We start from the raw sequence: 3067 nt of genomic DNA, 5'->3' as shown, positions 1-3067 counted from the left end.
CCTTGATGGTAAATTCCGTACTGCCTGCCTCAACCAGCACTGGTTTAGAACATTAGACGAAGCTAAAATTGAGATTGATAAATGGCGCAAACACTACAATGAGGTGAGGCCTCACAGCTCACTCAATTATTTACCCCCTTCACATTATGCAAAGATAGTTGCATAATAACCTAACTCTACGATCGACTGGTCTAGCTCAAGGGGTAAGGTCATGTGCATTTTGCTGACCACTTACAAAGGAATAGCAAAAATAGAGCATACATTGAACGCAAGAAGAAGAGCGAGTTTGGATTATCGCTCACCCAATAATGTTTTTTTAGAGAATTTAATGGCGGTATAGAGCCGCAATCAGCATATTTCCACCATCCCAGTTACACCGTACAAAGGCCCACACTCGCAAGAGTACCCTTAAAAGCCATAACTCATCTCTTCTGAGTGATTATGTGACGTATTACGGAAGGACTGCATCATAAGCATTGGAGTTTCTCTACTATTCTGTTGTCTCTGTTGGTCTAATAACGTTTTAATTTCATCATCACTCATGATGTTAGTACTTTTATCTTTTCGACAAGGCCAAGACTCCTGTATTTTCAACCGTAAATTAATTAAGTTATTCTTATGTTGTTCATAGATATCCACCTTTTGCTGAGCAGTAAGCTTTTGCTTATGAGCGAGATCCGCTACATAATTTGCTAAATAGCTATTAACAGAGTCTTCAACATATGGGCTAACATCAGAAAAAGAGACTCTCTTAATAGGGTCTAAGCTATAGGGAAATGAAGGACATGGAAAACGAGCCAAATAATCTTCTTCTAAGCAACTCCATCGCTCACTACCTTCTCCTTGTAAAAACAAACTTACAACAGATGGTAAAATATCTCTATACTGTTGAGGCTGAACTTTTTCAGATAGTTTATCTAAGAACTGATTAAACTCTCTAAATTTACTCTCATCTACTAATAGTCCTTGAGGGCTTTCTATAAATTTTACTTCCACATCGTAAATTTTACTAGCATACTGGTCAAAGATACCGCTGTCATAAAGCTTCTTATACAATTTTACTTTTTCTGAATTTTCTCTCGTATCATCACTCTCATCTAAACTGACAAAATCTCGAATATCATTTAATTCTTTTGTCTCACGATCTAACACATTGCCAGGCTCAGACTTTTGGTCTTGTTTCTTTTGGTAAAACCTATATGCAATACTACCAACAGCAATTGCAGATGCTGCCACTGCAGTTGCAATTCCACATGTTGTAACGCTTGCTCCAACAGCAGCAGACACAACAGCAACCACTGCAACGGCCGTCATAGCCGCTGTGCAGAATTTCAAAGTTGAGCGTAATCTATCGTGAAGCTGGCGCTCTTTAATTTGGCTACGGCATAGCTTCACTGAAAGTAATTTCTCTGGTTCTTTGCCTTGTATTGTTAAGTTTTTTTCTAGTTGCTGTAAAGCCTTATCAAGGTCTTCACATTTCTTTTTTTCTTCTTGCTGATTCTTCCTATAGTTAATATATTTATTGAATTTTTCATTTATACTATACCAGTTTGTATCATTGCGATCCGCCACTTGACGCCATTCTTTATACTTCTCTGTAATATTATTATTACTTATCTCTTTATTAACCAAATACTTTATACGTGCATCACATAAATTAACTGCACGGGACTCCAGGCCCAAAGAAACAGCCGTTGCAGCTGCAGAACCAAAGCCCCCAGTCGCTGTTCCTGCTACACTTAAGGCTGCTATTGCGGGCAAACACAAAGAAGCAATCGTAACTGCAGTGCAAGCTGATAGCTGAATCGCAGAGAGTATGTTAACGTTTTTAGCCCAGTTATCAGCCTGCTTTCCTTCATTAGCAGCAATAGCAACTGCTCCAAGTGAGTCGAAAATATTCCAAGCTACACCAACATGAGGCATTGCTAAAGCTAAAGGCTTTACAAAAGGAGCTACCACATTATACAGACTGCAGAACAGATACATCCAATCCATCCCTGCATCCATAATATCAGCAACATTTTCTTCGCTAATTCCAGAAGTAACAGCTTTTTTCAGCTTATTGGACATTTCAGAATCACCTTTAAACTTAAGATCTAGAAATTGTTTAAGTGGGGGTGTCAGATCATGTATGTCTTCTAGCTCTAGGAGGGCTCTATTCCAATATAACCTAGCAGACCCTTTTGGAGTAAAGGGCCCTAAGTAGTACTTTATCGTTGGACTTCTTCTATGTTTATCTTGTTGTTGGTAGAGTTCAGTCGACAAAGTTTGTACTCCCTGACATATGAATCTTTCCTACCTGGTCAAGATTCATACCTGCAAGATATGTTGTGACACACCCCAGCTCATCGCAGAAGCCAACTTTTACATCCAAAACCCTTCTAGCTCTAGCACTATAAAAAGATGTAGGTGCTATATCTAAGTTTTTACGTCTATCAGACCAAAAATAACGAGTTGCTCTATTTTTGTATAATTCAGGAACATTCTCCGAATATTTAACACTTCTACGAATAGCTCGAACTGACGTCGCTCCAATTACTAACAACTCACCTGGATTCATATCTACAACACCTTAAACATATATGTATATGCTTAATTATCATATTTTCTATTTATGGTGCTTCTGGAGAACTACCGTAAAAGTTAATATATATTTCCCCCATGCTCAGAGCAACGCATACTAACGAAACAGAACTGCTTTAAATCCTTTGACAACTTAAGTTTTTCCCGATTCTACCCCAAAATTCAGCGGTATTATTCATAACTTCGCTTACTGAGATGTTTTGCTCATTGTTGGCAAAGCTTTCTGCGATTTTAGTTAGTCCTTTGCTTGTGATTCGCACTTGTTCAGTAGTTTTTTCTGTCCCATCACCGCGTTCAATGACAGTGATTTTATGCTCAAGTAGCCCACGCATTACTTTGTCTTGGTAAGCTATCCATGAGCCTTTAGGAGTTCTCCAATAAATCCAGCGATTATTGCTTAGCCAAGTAAATAAGCCTTTCGGGCGTATTTGGAGATCTTTTGCCGCATCGGTAATGCAGAGGCTGCCGGTGGATTCAGATATTC

5 protein-coding genes are annotated in these 3067 nt (G+C 38.8%); 2 read left to right on the top strand and 3 right to left on the bottom strand.

Going from position 1 to position 3067, the window contains the following annotated elements; translation table 11 throughout:
* A partial coding sequence (locus BGC07_RS19830) for an integrase core domain-containing protein (protein ID WP_139121831.1) occupies window positions 1-166 on the top strand: 166 nt, incomplete at its 5' end.
* A 45-nt stretch (window positions 167-211) separates the two neighbouring features.
* On the top strand, window positions 212-340 hold the full coding sequence (locus BGC07_RS23560) for a hypothetical protein (RefSeq protein WP_268801730.1): 129 nt from the start codon (window positions 212-214) through the stop codon (window positions 338-340).
* A 68-nt stretch (window positions 341-408) separates the two neighbouring features.
* Here the strand turns inward: BGC07_RS23560 and BGC07_RS17070 are convergent, their stop codons facing one another.
* From BGC07_RS17070 to BGC07_RS17060, 3 genes are all read right to left on the bottom strand, one after another.
* Window positions 409-2265 (bottom strand): hypothetical protein, encoded by a 1857-nt coding sequence (locus BGC07_RS17070; protein ID WP_235603479.1) that lies wholly within the window; start codon window positions 2263-2265, stop codon window positions 409-411.
* Window positions 2255-2560: a hypothetical protein gene (locus BGC07_RS17065; RefSeq protein ID WP_069314269.1), complete on the bottom strand. Its 306-nt coding sequence runs from the start codon at window positions 2558-2560 to the stop codon at window positions 2255-2257. Before BGC07_RS17065 ends, BGC07_RS17070 begins: the two co-directional genes overlap by 11 nt.
* 139 nt (window positions 2561-2699) lie before the next feature.
* A partial coding sequence (locus BGC07_RS17060; RefSeq protein ID WP_201258191.1) for a phage antirepressor KilAC domain-containing protein occupies window positions 2700-3067 on the bottom strand: 368 nt, incomplete at its 5' end.

The sequence above is a fragment of the Piscirickettsia litoralis genome, assembly GCF_001720395.1.
GTDB classification, from domain to species: domain Bacteria; phylum Pseudomonadota; class Gammaproteobacteria; order Piscirickettsiales; family Piscirickettsiaceae; genus Piscirickettsia; species Piscirickettsia litoralis.
This window is presented reverse-complemented; position numbering and strand designations above follow the sequence as displayed.